Source organism: Nakamurella lactea DSM 19367 (genome assembly GCF_000426645.1).
In the GTDB taxonomy this organism is placed as follows: Bacteria; Actinomycetota; Actinomycetes; order Mycobacteriales; family Nakamurellaceae; genus Nakamurella; species Nakamurella lactea.
The window spans coordinates 231,280-244,487 of record NZ_AUFT01000005.1; the positions used below are offsets into that span (position 1 = coordinate 231,280).

Annotated in this window: 9 protein-coding genes; 7 read left to right on the forward strand and 2 right to left on the reverse strand. The window is 69.5% G+C overall.

Going from position 1 to position 13,208, the window contains the following annotated elements:
- The first annotated feature begins 1,022 nt into the window (after positions 1 to 1,022).
- Positions 1,023 to 1,649 carry a nitroreductase family protein gene (locus K340_RS0104320; protein WP_029135809.1) on the forward strand — a complete coding sequence of 209 codons (627 nt, stop codon included), beginning with the start codon at positions 1,023 to 1,025 and terminating at the stop codon, positions 1,647 to 1,649.
- Between the two features lie 31 nt (positions 1,650 to 1,680).
- Positions 1,681 to 2,382, forward strand: coding sequence for an SDR family oxidoreductase (locus tag K340_RS0104325; protein ID WP_029135810.1), 702 nt, complete (start codon positions 1,681 to 1,683; stop codon positions 2,380 to 2,382).
- Here the strand turns inward: K340_RS0104325 and K340_RS0104330 are convergent.
- On the reverse strand, positions 2,360 to 3,304 hold the full coding sequence (locus K340_RS0104330) for a 5'-3' exonuclease (RefSeq protein WP_037362656.1): 945 nt from the start codon (positions 3,302 to 3,304) through the stop codon (positions 2,360 to 2,362). The two genes, K340_RS0104325 and K340_RS0104330, sit on opposite strands and share 23 nt — an antisense overlap.
- Positions 3,305 to 3,385: 81 nt before the next feature.
- Between K340_RS0104330 and K340_RS0104335 the strand changes: the two genes are divergently transcribed.
- Genes K340_RS0104335 through K340_RS0104345 form a run of 3 tightly spaced genes read left to right on the forward strand, consistent with a single transcriptional unit; the run spans position 3,386 to position 6,141 of the window.
- Complete coding sequence (locus tag K340_RS0104335) at positions 3,386 to 4,585, forward strand: M24 family metallopeptidase (RefSeq protein ID WP_051265043.1); 1,200 nt, start codon at positions 3,386 to 3,388, stop codon at positions 4,583 to 4,585.
- Positions 4,586 to 5,047, forward strand: a complete 462-nt coding sequence (locus tag K340_RS0104340) for an Lrp/AsnC family transcriptional regulator (RefSeq protein WP_029135813.1) — start codon at positions 4,586 to 4,588, stop codon at positions 5,045 to 5,047.
- Entirely contained in the window at positions 5,044 to 6,141 is a 1,098-nt protein-coding gene (locus tag K340_RS0104345) for a hypothetical protein (RefSeq protein ID WP_029135814.1), read from the forward strand. Before K340_RS0104340 ends, K340_RS0104345 begins: the two co-directional genes overlap by 4 nt.
- On the opposite strand, the gene K340_RS0104350 is transcribed toward K340_RS0104345, so the two are convergent.
- The gene (locus tag K340_RS0104350) at positions 6,086 to 7,726 is read right to left on the reverse strand and encodes an ABC-F family ATP-binding cassette domain-containing protein (RefSeq protein ID WP_029135815.1); all 1,641 of its coding nucleotides are present in this window, start codon (positions 7,724 to 7,726) and stop codon (positions 6,086 to 6,088) included. The genes K340_RS0104345 and K340_RS0104350 overlap by 56 nt on opposite strands.
- Positions 7,727 to 7,993: 267 nt before the next feature.
- Between K340_RS0104350 and K340_RS0104355 the strand changes: the two genes are divergently transcribed.
- Entirely contained in the window at positions 7,994 to 10,993 is a 3,000-nt protein-coding gene (locus tag K340_RS0104355) for an RAD23 family protein (protein WP_154674070.1), read from the forward strand.
- A gap of 43 nt (positions 10,994 to 11,036) precedes the next feature.
- Positions 11,037 to 13,181, forward strand: a complete 2,145-nt coding sequence (locus K340_RS0104360) for a prolyl oligopeptidase family serine peptidase (protein ID WP_051265045.1) — start codon at positions 11,037 to 11,039, stop codon at positions 13,179 to 13,181.
- Positions 13,182 to 13,208 lie beyond the last annotated feature (27 nt).

Below are 13,208 nucleotides of genomic sequence, written 5' to 3' on the forward strand. Positions count from 1 at the left end.
CGGCACTGCCGATCGGGGCCGCGTCGCATCTCGCGCATCTCGCGCCTCGGGCGCCGGCCTCCGATTGGCGTCGTCCCCAGTGGCGATGATCATGACGCGCTGCCCGGCAAATCGGGCGCGTGTTGCGGGCTGAGCGCCGTTCTCATCCGGGGGAGGGGCGCGGCTCGGGTACCCTGGACATAGGTGAGGCCCGGCCAAGTATGAGTTGGCCGGGCCTCGGGCGTTCGCGAACGAGACGGTCCGTGAACGTCGGTCGACTCGCCGGCCCGCCCGCCGCGTCTCCGCGAGCCTGGTGGATTGCTCCTCCAGCAGGGGCCCCGATTGTCGTCCGACCCGCTCTCCCTTGCGGGAGTGCGTACTGAATTTCTACGTCAGCCACCTGGCGTGCGCAAGGGGTTCGGCGAAGATTCCCGAAGAATTTTTGCGGCGCCCGGCGCGTCTGGCTTGACACGCCGGGCGGCAACCCGTTCGGGTGATTCGGGTGGCCGACGGGAGTGGCTGGAGTCACTGCAGTACAACGTCTTTCGTCACCGGCGGGATCGGCCGGCAATCGGCCGGAGACGGACCGGGCAACCGGCCGGAGACGGCCCGGGGATGACGGGCGCCGCGGAAAAATGGTGCGGCAGTGGGCGTGTCGCGCCCGGCCTGGTTACCAATTCGGCCTTAGATAGAGGTGAGCCCCGGCCAAGTATGAGTTGGCCGGGGCTCGGGGCGTTCGCAGCGAGACGAGCTGACGAACATCGAACTGCTCGCCGGCCCGCCCGCGTCGTCTCCGCGGACTCGTCGGATTGCTCCGCCGACAAGGACCTCGTTGCTGTTCGATCTGCTCTCCCTTGCGGGAGTGCGTACGAAGTTTCTACGTCACAGATCGGGGCGCCCGCAAGGGTTTCCGCCAGATTCCGCAAAGAATCTTGGCACCACCGGCGTGTCGCCGTGACACACCGGCCGAATGCGGTTCGGGCGACGGCTCCGAGCGGGCAGCCGCCGGACGACCGCACGGGTCGTCGTGACAGGATGCGCCGATGGAGTTCACCGAGGTGGTCCGTGGTCGTCGCATGATCCGTCGGTTCCGGCCCGACCCGGTGCCGGACGACCAGCTCCGCAGGCTCGTCGAACTGGGCCTGCGGGCGCCGAGCGCGGGGTTCAGCCAGGGCTGGGACTTCGTCGTGCTGTCCGGCCGTGACCAGGTCGAGGCTTTCTGGGACGCCTCCGCCGACCCGGCGGACGACGGCCCGGACGACAACTGGATCACCGGCCTCAAACAGGCGCCGGCGCTGATCCTCTGCTGTTCGGACAAGCAGACCTATCTGCGACGGTATGCCGAACCGGACAAGCCGTGGCAGGACCTGCAGGAGTCGCACTGGCCAGTGCCGTACTGGGACGTGGACACCGGGATGGCGGCCATGATCATCCTGCTGGCCGCCGTCGACGAGGGGCTGGGCGCGCTGTTCTTCGGCGTCCCCGGCGACCAGATGGACACCGTGCGCCGGGCGTTCGGTATCCCGGACGATCGCGGGATCGTCGGAGTGATCGCCCTCGGACACCCGGAGCGCACGGCGCCCAGCGGCAGCACCCGCACCCGCCGACGGCGCCCGACGGACGACGTCGTCCACTTCGGCCGGTTCTCCGCGCCCGGAACGCCGGCATGACGGCGACACCCGCACGACCCGGGACACCCGCATGACCCAGACACAGCGGACCCACGTCATCACCGGCGCCGGCTCCGGGATCGGCGCGGCGGTCGCACGCCGGTTGCTGGACCGCGGCGACCACCTGGTGTTACTGGCCCGCAACGACGAGCGGGCGGCCGGGCTGTCCGCCGAATTGCCTGGCGCGGCGACGGTGGTGGCCGACCTGTCGGACCCCGAGTCGCTGGCCCGGTCGCTGGCCGCCCAGCAGCTCCCCGCCGTCGTCGACTCGCTTATGCACGTCGCCGGTACCGTCGATCTCGGCCCGGTGGCACAGTTGTCGGCGACGTCGTGGCTGCATCAGCTGACCGTCAATCTGGTCGCCCCCGCGGAGCTGACCAGGCTGCTGTTGCCGCAGCTGCGAGCGGGCCGCGGCCGGGTGGTGTTCGTCAACTCCGGCGCCGGGTTGAACGCGCGGCCCGACTGGGCCGCGTATGCGGCCTCGAAGCACGGGCTCAAGGCGCTGGCCGATTCGCTGCGCCAGGAGGAACACGCCAACGGCGTCCGCGTCACCTCGATCTACCCGGGGCGGACCGCCACCCCGATGCAGGAAAAGGTGCACCGCCAGGAGGGCAGGGCCTACCTGCCGCACGCCTTCACCACGGCCGATTCGATCGCCACTTCGATCCTGTTGGCGTTGGACCTGCCGCCGGACGGCGACGTCACCGACCTCACGGTGCGCCCGGGAGGCTGATCCCGAGCACCGTCAGCAGCCGGGTCGCCGAACCGCCGAGGCCGTGCTCGGACACCAACTGCGCCAACCGATCCGGGTCGGCGGCCGTGCTGGGTAGCCGGGAGTCGCCGGACAGCCGGATCTCGGCGTCGGTGCGGACCGCCACCACCCGGGCCGCGACCGCCAGGTAGTCACGGGCAGGTTCCAGCTTGCGACGTGGACCGGAGGCCAGCCGGCTGTCCGCGGCGTCCAGCGCCGCCAGCACGCCGTCGATCGAACCGAACGAGGTGATCAGCGACGCGGCCGTCTTGTCGCCGACCCCGTTGACGCCGGGGAGTCCGTCCGACGCGTCACCCCGGAGCGTTGCGTAGTCGGCGTAGCCGGTCGGCGGCACGCCGAACCGCGATTGGACCGCTGCGGCGTCATACACCTTCGCCTTGCTCATCCCGGCGCCGATGTACCGGACGGTGACCGGCGGCGGATCGTCCGACACGACCTGGAACAGGTCGCGGTCGCCGGTCACCACCTCGACGGGGTCAGCGGACTCGGTCGCCGCCAGGGTGCCGATCACATCGTCGGCCTCGCAGTGTTCGGCGCCGGCGGTGGCGATGCCGATCGCGGCGAGCACGTCGAGCAGCACTGGAACCTGTTGGTTGAGTTCGTCCGGCACCTCCTCGATGTCCGGCCGGTCGGGATCGGGCACCACCCGTTGCACCCGGTGTGCCTTGTAGGTCGGGATCAGCTCGACCCGCCAGGCGGGCCGCCAGTCCAGGTCGAGGCAGGCGACGACCCGGTTGGGTTCGGCATCGGCGATCACCCTGGCCAGGATGTCAAGAGTCCCGCGTATCGCGTTCACCGGACGGCCGTGCGGGCCGACCGTCGACGAGGGAACGGCGAAGAACGCCCGGAAATAGATCCCGGCCAGATCGAGCAGCTGCAACACGACATCTCCCTCGGACGACAGGCGGAACGCGGATGACGCTACCGGCGGACCGGGCGGCGCGGGGTCGATAGGCTGATGGGTATGTCCGTCACCACCACGTCAACCGCGGCCATCAGCGCGGCAGCGGCCGCCGACGACGCCCTGCGCACACCGACCGACGTCGCCACTCTCGCGGATCGTCTCGGTCGGCTGGCCGATCAGGCGGGCCGGATCGGGGCCGACGCGATCCTCATCGCACCGGGTGCCGACATGCGGTACTTCGTCGGTCACTCGGTCGGGTCGCACGAACGGTTCAGCTGCCTGGCGGTGACCCCGGACGGCCGGGCCCGGCTGCTCGTTCCGTTACTCGAACGGCCCGGCTGGGCCGGGACGCCGGTCGAGCGGCTGGACCTGCAGATCAGCACCTGGAAAGACGGCGAGGATCCGTACTCCGCGCTGACGGCGTTGCTGCCCGCTGGCGTCACCGGCCTGGCCGTCGACGACTATCTACCGGCGATGCATGCCATCGGGATGCGGGACGCGCTGCCCGGTTCCCGGCTCGCGCTGGTCGGTGCGGCCATCGGCGAGCTGCGGATGCGCAAGGACGCCGCCGAGGTGGCCGCGCTGGCCGCGGTCGGTGCCGCGATCGACCGGGTGCAGCGACGGATCGGCGAGTGGCTGCGGCCCGGCCGCACCGAACACGAGGTGGCTGCCGACATCACCGAGGCGCTGGTGCAGGAGGGACACTCGGGCGCCGACTTCGTCATCGTCGGATCCGGCCCGAACGGGGCGAGCCCGCACCACGAAGCGTCCGACCGGGTGATCCAGCAGGGCGATCCGGTGGTGATCGACATCGGCGGGCCGTCGCCCGCGGGCTACTTCTCCGACTGCACCCGGACCTATTCGGTCGGTGCACCGGCGGACCCGGAGTTCGGGCGCGTCTACGAGATCGTCAGAACCGCCCAGGCCGCCGGGGTGGCCGCCGCGGTCGCCGGTGCGACCTGCGCATCGGCGGATGCGGCCGCCCGCACGGTGATCGAGCGGGCCGGCTACGGCGAGTACTTCGTCACCAGGACCGGGCACGGGATCGGGCTCGAGGTGCACGAGCATCCCTATCTGGTGGCCGGGAACGAACAGCCACTGGAACCGGGGATGACGTTCTCGGTCGAGCCGGGCATCTACCTTCCCGGCCGATTCGGCGTGCGGATCGAGGACATCGTGGTGGTGGACGAGGCCGGCGCCCCGCGGTTGCTGAACAACTGCCCGACCGAATTGACCATCGTCGGCGACGGGACCGAGTAGGTGCTCGAGGACGTCGATGCCCGGATCGTGGCGGAGCTCGCCGCCGATGGTCGCTGCTCGTACACCGATCTCGCCGAACGCGTCGGCCTGTCGGTTTCGGCCGTGCACCAACGGGTCCGGCGGCTGGAGGAACGCGGCGCGATCCGCGGCTACGCCGCTCGGCTCGACGCCGAGCAGCTCGGTCTGCCGTTGACGGCCTTCATCTCGCTCACCCCGATCGACCCGGCGGCGCCGGACGACTACCCGCAGCGGCTCGCCGGACTCGGCGCCATCGAGTCCTGCTACTCGGTGGCCGGCACCGAGTCGTACATCGTCAAGGTCAGGGTCGCATCGCCGGGTGCCCTGGAGACGCTGCTGTCCCAGATCCGTACCAGGGCCGCCGTATCCACCAGGACGACAGTGGTGCTGTCCACCCCGTTCGAGGACCGGCAAGTGGTGCCGCCGAAGGAAACGGACAGATGAGGCGGCTGCTCAGATCCGCCGCCGTCGGCGCCCTGGTCGCCACGCTCACCACCACCGCCGCGGCCTGCAGCGACACCGTCGCGGGATCGGCCGAACAGGGCGCTTCGGGAGGCGGGCAGGCACCGGTGATCACCGGAGCGGTCTCCAGCCCGGTGCTGGATCGGCTGCCCGGCACCGCATCCACCCTGTCCGACATCGCGCTGATCGACCCGGCGGCGATGACCGAGGTGGCCCTGCGTCGTGACTATCCGGCGGCCGGCGGCAACGGCACCGATCGGCCGACGGCCGAGACCGAGTGGCTCGACCAGGTCGGGGTGAGCAACCCGTGCGGAACGTTTCTGGACGCCTCATACTCCGGGCTGCGCACCGGGGACGCCGGTCCGTCATCCTCGATCGTGCTGGGCAGCGCTCAGAAGTCCGGGACGCTGGCGGTCTGCGGCGGCGCGGTTCCCGACCCGACGAAGCTGCAGAGCACCGAGATCCGGGGCGACGACGTGTCGGCGGCGACGGTCGCCGGGATCGCCGGCTACCGGGCGGACCGGACCTGGATCGGGGTCGACCAGAAGCAGTCGCTGACGTACATCGCCGACGGCACGGAAATCCCGGAAGACCTGCTGCAGCAAGCGATCGCCGGTCCCGCCGCGGATCCGCCGATGTCCAAGGACAGCAGGGTCCGCACCGTATTGGATGCCGCGCCGAAGGCGGCGATGGTGGAGATGGGCACCGAGATGGTGACCGCCAGCCCGTCGTCGGCACCGACGGCCGTGCGGACGGCGTTCGAGCAGGCGGTGGCCCAGGGCGGTTACCAGCAGGCGCCGGTCCCGGAGTTCGGCGGCTACGCCTGGACACCGGGAAGCCGGATCACCGGCACCGCGGCGTTCGTCACCATCTACGGCTCGCAGCAGGAAGCAGCGACCGCGGTGAAGATCCTCACCGACACCTGGTCCCGGCTCGGCACCTCGAAGTTCACCGGAGCCATCACCCTGCAGAGCGACGTCGCGGTGATCACCACGCTGGGCGACGTCGGTTCGACCGAGTTCAAGGTGCAGAGCGGTCAGCTGGCGGAGTATCCGGGGTTTCTGGCCCGGAACTGAGCTCGATCCGCCGGCTCACGGCGATGTCCTCGAGGAACGGCTCGTCGTGCGAGGCGACCAGCAGGGCGCCGCGATAGGCCGCCAGCGCCGAAGTGAGCTGTTCGACGCTGGCCAGGTCGAGGTTGTTCGTCGGCTCGTCCAGGATCAGCAGCTGCGGCGCCGGTTCGGCCAACAGCAGGCAGGCCAGCGCGGCCCGGAACTGTTCACCGCCGGACAGGGCGGCCACCGGCCGGTCGGCGGCGTCACCGCTGAACAGAAATCGAGCCAGTCTGGCCCGCAACGGATTCGGCTCGGCAGTCGGCGCGAACGCCGCCGCGTTCTGGAAAACGGAGAGCGCCGGGTCCAGCAGATCGATCCGCTGGGGGAGTAGCCGGGCCGGCACCCGCACCGCGGCCTGCCCGTCGACCGGCGGCAGCCGCCCGGCGATGGTGTGCAGCAGGGTCGTCTTCCCGCTGCCGTTCGGGCCGGTGACGGCAATCCGCTCCGGGCCGCGGACGGTGAGATCGAGCTGTTGTCCGGTGCGCAGCCGCAACTCGGTGAGCTGCAGGACGTCCCGGCCGGCGGGCACCTCGGTGGCCGGCAGGTCGATCCGGATCACGTCGTCCCGGCGCAGCCGCTCCTGCGCCTCGTCCAACCGTTCCTTGGCGTCCTCGAGCCGTTCGGTGTGCATGCCCTTGAACTTGGCGGCGCTTTCCTGGGCCGCGCGTTTGCGTTGGTTCATGATGATCTTCGGTTCCCGCTTGTTGGCAGACATCTTGCGCCCGTAGCGTTCCCGTCGCGCGAGGGTGACCTGGGCATCGACCAGGTCACTGCGTTGCCGCCGGACATCGGAGCGCGCGGCGGTAACCGCCTGCTCGGCGGCCGCCTGCTGCGCCTGGACCGCCTCGCGATAGGCGGAGAAGTTGCCGCCGTACCAGGTCAGGCTGCGCCGGCTGCCGGGCCGCCCGACCGGGCGGATCTCGGCGATCCGGTCCACCAGTTCGAGCAGCTCGCGGTCGTGACTGACCACCACCAGGGTGCCGGACCAACCGGTGACCAGGTCGTAGAGGTAACGCCGGGCATCGCCGTCGAGGTTGTTGGTGGGTTCGTCCAACAGCAGGACGTCCGGCCGGTCCAGCAGCAACGCGACCAGTGCCAGCCGGGTGCATTCGCCGCCGGACAGCGCGCCGAGCTGACGGTCCAGCACGTCCGGGGGCAGGCCGAGCCTGGCCAGCTCGGCCAGCGTGCGGCTCTCCACGTCCCAGTCGTCGCCGATCGTCTCGAAGTGCCGTGCATCGGTGTCGCCGGCCTCGATGGCAGCAATGGCATGCCGCACGGCGGCAATGCCGAGATGCTCGTCGACCCGCCGATCCGCTTGCAGCACAAGGTCTTGCGGCAGATAGCCGAGCCGACCCTCGATCGCTATCGAACCACCCTGCAGCGCTACCACACCGGCCACGAGCCGCAGCAGGGTCGATTTGCCGCTGCCGTTGGTGCCGACCAGCCCGGTGGTGCCGGACGGGATCTGGGCCGACAGGTCGTCGAAGACGACCTCGCCGTCGGGCCAGGCGAATTGAACTGCGGACAGGGTGATGGCGGTACTCATGGATGCTCCTGAAGCTGGTGCTTGCCGGGACGCGGGCGTCGACCGGTCGGACTGCGGCACGAACTTCAGCGGAGCATCGACCATCCAGGTGGTGAGACAATGGGACCAGTCAATGCTACCCGAAGCGCATCGATGCCGTCGTGCGGTTATCCCCGCGCCGGGCACAGCGCTGTCGCGGCAACGAATGTGGACAACTTCCGGCAGACCCGTCGAGCCTGGCTACCCTTCGTTCGAGTTCTGCGCGGGGCAGGACGGGGAGCGGGGAACATGCCGAAGCCATCGAGTCGCCACCGTGCGGTGCTGTCCATCCTGTTGGCGGCGCTGCTGGCGCCGACCGGCTGTACGTCGTCGGGCAGCGCAACACCGACGACGAGTCCGGCGCCGGCCTCGGGTACCAGCCGCCCCGGAGACACCGGGTCGGCCTCGGCCGCGACGGCGTCGACCGGATCGGGCCCGGCGACCGGATCGGATCTGACGACCGGCTCGGTCGTAGGCCAGGCCCGGAGAACCACTGAAGTTGCGTGGCGCTCGGCGGGTTTCGCTCCGGTCGCACCGGCGGTGGAGGCAGCCGGGGTGCTCCTGGTGTACGGAACGGTGGGCTCGAAGCTGTCCCTGTACGCGCTGGACCCGACCGACGGCACAGTCGTGTGGACCCAACCCGCCGGCTACGGCATCCAATACGTCGATGCGGACGACGCGCTGGCGGTGTTCACCGACGAAGGGCGGGTCGGCTATCTCCGCCCCGACAAGTCGGAGCCGCGGCGCAGTCAGTTGATCATTGCGGACGCACGGACCGGTAAGGACCTGATCCGCAGTACCGCGGGTTACCTGACCAACGACATCTGGGACTGTGGATCGAAGTCTCCAGGGATCTGCATCACCGGTTATCCGGTCGACCACCCCGACGATCTCGTTTCGTTGCAGCTCGACGAGAAGACCGGAGCCTTCACCGACCGGGCGGGCGGTTCGACCGGCGGACTGGAGCCGATGGGTTCGCACGATGTGTACGTGGGGGATCCGAACGATCCGCGGATCATCAGACGACTGAACGGAAAGACGGTGTGGGTCAAGAAGTTGAGCGACTACACCGATATCAGTAGATGGCATGGCAAGTTCAGTCAGATCGCCTCCGACAACATGGTGATGGTGACCCTGACCATGTCGAGCCCGGTCGCCCATGGGATCAGGAGCCGTTACCCGGCCGATGCGATGACGCTGGGCATCGACCTCAGCACAGGAACGTTGCGCTGGAAGGACTCCGGAACTGTCAACGCCTGCGCCGGTTCCGTCACAGCAAGACCCGGTCTGTTGCGGTGCCGGCTCAGCGGAACGGTCACCGACACCACGACCACCGATCCGGCCGCGTTGCCGTCGGCCGTCGCCTCCGACCTGAAGGTCTCCCTCGAGGCGTACGACCCTCGGACGGGAAAGGCAAGGTGGCGCACGGCGGTCGGCAATGTTCCGTTGCTGGCGGTCTACGGCAATCAAGCGCTGGTGCCCGACGGTCAGGACACGGTCCTGCTGGCACGGGCATCAAAGCCGCTGGTGATCGACCTGCGCACCGGGCGCAGCACGCCGGCGCCGGCGGACCGGGTCTTCTGGTGCCCGGACAACTGGACGGCGCCACGATCGGTACCGGTCGCCAGCGGTGGTCAGCTCTTCACCGACGTGATGACGTCAGGTCTAGTGATGCCGTGCAACGCCTCCGGACGAGCCAGCAAAGGAACCATCGGCGAACTTCCCGTCACCGCCGGCGTCCCGATGTCGGACGAGCGCGGCGACCTCCTCGTGGTGACCTCGCATTCCGCCGTCACCGCCTACCTCTTGCCCGACGCGCCGACCACCGCCGGAACGGCGGCCGGCCCAGCGACGACTGCGACGGCCGGGAAGCCCGGCACCGTCGGGGCTGCGGAGCCGGTCGGCCCGCCGGCGGCGGTGCCCGAGCAAATAGCCTGGAAGAACACCCAGCTCTCGCCGGTCACCCAGGTCAGCTTGGTGGACGGGATCGCGGTCTACTACGCGCAGGACGTATCGAACACGCTGTTCCTGGTAGCGCTGAACCCGACCACCGGTCAGCAGCTCTGGCACAAGTGGGCGACTACGGCGGAGTTGTATCCCGATAGAGAACTGACAGTCGGCACCTACGACAACCGGGTCGTCTATTGGAAGCCGGCGAAGGACGGATTCGCCGCCACCACCATGCTGGTGAACCCTTCCAACGGCCACGAGCGCGCGATCTCGGATGTGCGCGAATGGTCGTCGGTGCCGGAGAGCTGTCCGGCGCAACCGAGACTGTTGTGCAGCGCTGCCTACATCGGGGACACCTGGACGGAACTGCGGATCGATCCGGCGTCCGGTGCGGTGACCGAGGCCCCGAAGGCAACCGGAAGTGGGGAAGACGACCAGCCGGACAGCAATGGGCTGCTGGTCACCAAGACGGATGTCCGTCGGGTCATCGACGGGAAGGCACTGTGGAGTACCAGCAAGCAGCAGGTGTTCGGCGATCCGGATGCGTCGGTACAGGTGACGGGGAGCATGGACAGCGATCCCGCGGTGTTCGTCTTCACCGCCTACCGTGGCTGGCACCCGAACGCGGCCGGCGACTATCCGTCGTTCGATCCTGCCAAGAATCTGGTGAGTGTGGGTATCGATGCCGACACCGGTCGGGTTCGGTGGCAGAACCCGGGAATGTCGCTGTTGTGCTTCTTCCGGATCACGGAGACGAACCTGAACGGGGCCGGTCCTTCTGATACGAAGGTGTTGGCCTGCAGCCACCGTGGCACCCTCGACGACGGCGATCACCGGTCCGGCGATCTCACACGAGCGGTCGGTGCGCGCATCACCCTGATGCGGATCGATCCGACCACCGGAAAGCCCTACTGGTCACGACCGCTCGGCAGCGCCCCGGACCTGGCCACCCCGGACGGCCCGTCGAACGTGCGGTATCTGGATCCGCAGCGGGTCCTGCTCGGCACCACCGGCACCGTGGTCGACCTGAACACCGGCACCACCCGAAAGGCCGGACCCACAGACGTGTCCTGGTGCAGCACCGACGGCACCTTCACCTACCGCGATCCGTACCACGTCCACGGCGAGCCCCAGTACTACCGCACTGGTGGTGAACTGCTCGACCCTTGCCGTCCCGATGGCACATCGGCCAAACCCACGATGATTCCACCCGATGTCGGCGTCGCATCCGCCGACGGGAAGATCACCCTGGTCGCCGAACGTAAAGGGGTGTTCGCCTACCGCACCCGGCGGAGCTGACCGGGGCCGATCGCCCGGCCCGTCGGTGTGATGTGATCGGCGGATGACAACGACTGCCGGTGGGCCGACGAATCTGCCAACGCTCGTCGAACGACCGACGACCGAACGCGAGGATGTCTCCGAGCTCGTGCACGGGGTCACGGTCGCCGACCCGTACCGCTATCTGGAGGACCCGGACGCCGAGCGGACGGTCGCGTTCGTCACCGCCCAGAACGAGGTCAGCGCGCCGTACCTGTCGGCGCTGCCGGCCGCCGGTTACTTCCTGGACGCGGTGACCAGGTTGCTCACCCAGCCGCGCGGCGGAACTCCCTGGGAGCGGGGCGGACGGTACTTCCGGATGCAGAATCCGGGCGCCGCGGACCAGGATCTGTTGGTGACCGGCGACAGCCTGTCCGAACTGCTGGAACGTCCACGGGTGCTGCTGGACCCGAACCAGCTGGCCGACGACGGTACGGCGGCGCTCACCGCGGCCGAGGTGAGCCCGGACGGTGCGCTGGTGGCCATCGCCATCTCGGAAGCCGGCTCCGACTGGCGGACCATCACTGTGCTGGACGTGGCGACCGGGCAGCCGACCGCCGACCGGCTGGACTGGACGAAGTGGGTGGCGCCGACCTGGCTCCCGGACGGGTCCGGCTTCCTGTACTGGCGCTACCCGGCCCCGTCCGGGCAGGAGTACGTGGCCGAGATGCCACCCGGTGAGTTGGTGCTGCACCGGCTCGGGATCCCGCAACACGACGACGTGCAGATCTGGGCGCCGCCGCCGGCGGCCGGTGGCGCCGAGTGGATGGTCGATCCCGAGTTCAGCTCTGACGGGAAGTGGCTGATGCTGACCGCGGCGCCCGGCACCGACTCCCGCAGCACCGTCGAGTTGCGGCCGGTCGACCTGGACTCGGCGGCGGTCTTCGGCGAGCGTGTCCAGCTGATCGGCAGTCTCGCCGACGCCCACCATCCGGTCGACGTGATCGACGGAAGTCTGGTGCTGCGCACCGAGTTCGACGCCGAACGTGGTCGGTTGGTGTCGCTGCCGGCAGCGTCAGCGACCGATGTCGGTTCCTGGACCGAGATCGTCCCGGAACACGACACCGACCTGCTGGTCTCGGCGCAGGCCACCCGGGCCGGTTTCGTCCTGGTGACCTCCAGGGATACCGCACACGACGTCCGGTTCGTCGCTCACGACGGGCAGGTCATCGGCGAGCTGACCTCGGCCGGGCCGTCATCGGTGGTCGCCGTGCACGCCCGCGGCACCAGCGACGAGGTCTTCGTCGGAACCACCTCGTTCACCGATCGGCTGACGGTCCAGCGGGCAGTGGTGACCGATGCTGTTGCCGCCGAACGGCTCCCGGCGGCACAGCCCGGGTCCGCCGCGGCCGTGCCCGGCGTAGAGGTGATCGCCGAACGCCGGCGCGGTAGCTCGGCCGACGGCACCGAGGTTCCGATGACGGTGGTGCGGCGTGCCGACCTGCCGGCTGATGCTCCGGCGCCGACCCTGCTGTACGGCTACGGCGGCTTCGACATTCCGATGCTGCCGTCCTTCTCCGGTCTGTTCGCCGCCTGGGTGCAGGCGGGCGGTGTGTTCGCGGTGGCGAACCTGCGGGGCGGCGGCGAGTTCGGGCAGTCCTGGCACCAGGCTGGTATGAAGCAGCACAAGCAGCGGGTCTTCGACGATCTGTTCGGCTGCGCCGAGGCATTGATCGCCGACGGAACCACCTCGTCGGAGCAGTTGGTGGTGCACGGCCGGTCGAACGGCGGCCTGCTGGCCGGCGCCGCCCTGGTGCAACGCCCCGATCTCTGGGCGGCAGCGTTGCCGACCGTCGGCGTGCTGGACATGCTGCGTTTCCATCTGTTCACCACCGGTCGGGCCTGGACCACCGAATACGGCGATCCCGGTGATCCGCAGGACTTCCCGGCGCTACTGGCCTACTCGCCGTTGCACAATCTGGCCGAGGGCACCGCCTATCCGCCGACGCTGATCTGCACCGGCGACCATGACGACCGGGTGGTGCCGGCGCATTCGCTGAAGTTCGGTGCGCAACTGCAGCACTGCCAGGCCGGCGACGCGCCGGTGCTACTGCGGATCGACACCAGGGCCGGCCACGGCATGGGCAAACCGGTGGGTGCGTTGGCTTCCGAGTACGCCGACCAGCTCGCGTTCGCCGCCGCCCACGCCGGCCTGACCCCGCACCCCTGACGCTTATCAACATTGGATGCGCTTCCG